The 628-nt window shown below is 64.3% G+C and carries 1 protein-coding gene; it reads left to right on the top strand.

Annotated elements, in window-relative coordinates; genetic code table 11:
- Positions 1–43 precede the first annotated feature (43 nt).
- Positions 44–628, top strand: a 585-nt coding sequence (locus GR328_RS26580; protein WP_160888639.1) for a nitroreductase family protein, incomplete at its 3' end; no start/stop codon positions are given.

The following is a 628-nucleotide window of genomic DNA, read 5'->3' as shown; positions in this document are numbered from 1 at the left end:
CCGTGGTGGAACGGGTGACGTGAACCCGGCCCTGGAGAGTTGCATGACACGTCTGGTCCTTGAGCCTCTGAGCTCATTTCGTTCCTATCCGCCGGAGGAGATGATCGCCCGGGCACAGGCCTTTTACGAGGACATCAGGCGTCGGCGGACGGTGCGGGACTTCTCCGATAAGCCGGTGCCGCGGGAGGTGATCGAATATGCGCTCCTGGCCGCCGGCACCGCCCCCTCCGGAGCCAATCTCCAGCCCTGGCACTTTACGGTGATTGCCGACCCAGGCGCAAAACGGCGCATCCGGGAGGCCGCCGAAGTCGAGGAGCGGGATTTCTACAACGGCCGTGCCCCTCAGGAATGGCTCGATGCCCTGGCGCCGCTCGGCACGGACGAGAACAAGGAATTCCTGGAGACCGCTCCCGTGCTGATTGCCATCTTCGGGCAGCGGTCGAGCCAGAGGCCAGACGGACGCAGGATCAAGAACTACTACGTGCCGGAGTCGGTAGGCCTCGCCACCGGCTTCCTGATCGCGGCTCTGCATGCGGCGGGGCTTGTTACGCTTACCCACACTCCCAGTCCGATGGGTTTCCTCAACGAGATCTGCGGCCGCCCGGAGACGGAGAAACCGTACATCCTC

The organism is Microvirga makkahensis (assembly GCF_009830105.1).
GTDB classification, from domain to species: domain Bacteria; phylum Pseudomonadota; class Alphaproteobacteria; order Rhizobiales; family Beijerinckiaceae; genus Microvirga; species Microvirga makkahensis.
This window is presented reverse-complemented; position numbering and strand designations above follow the sequence as displayed.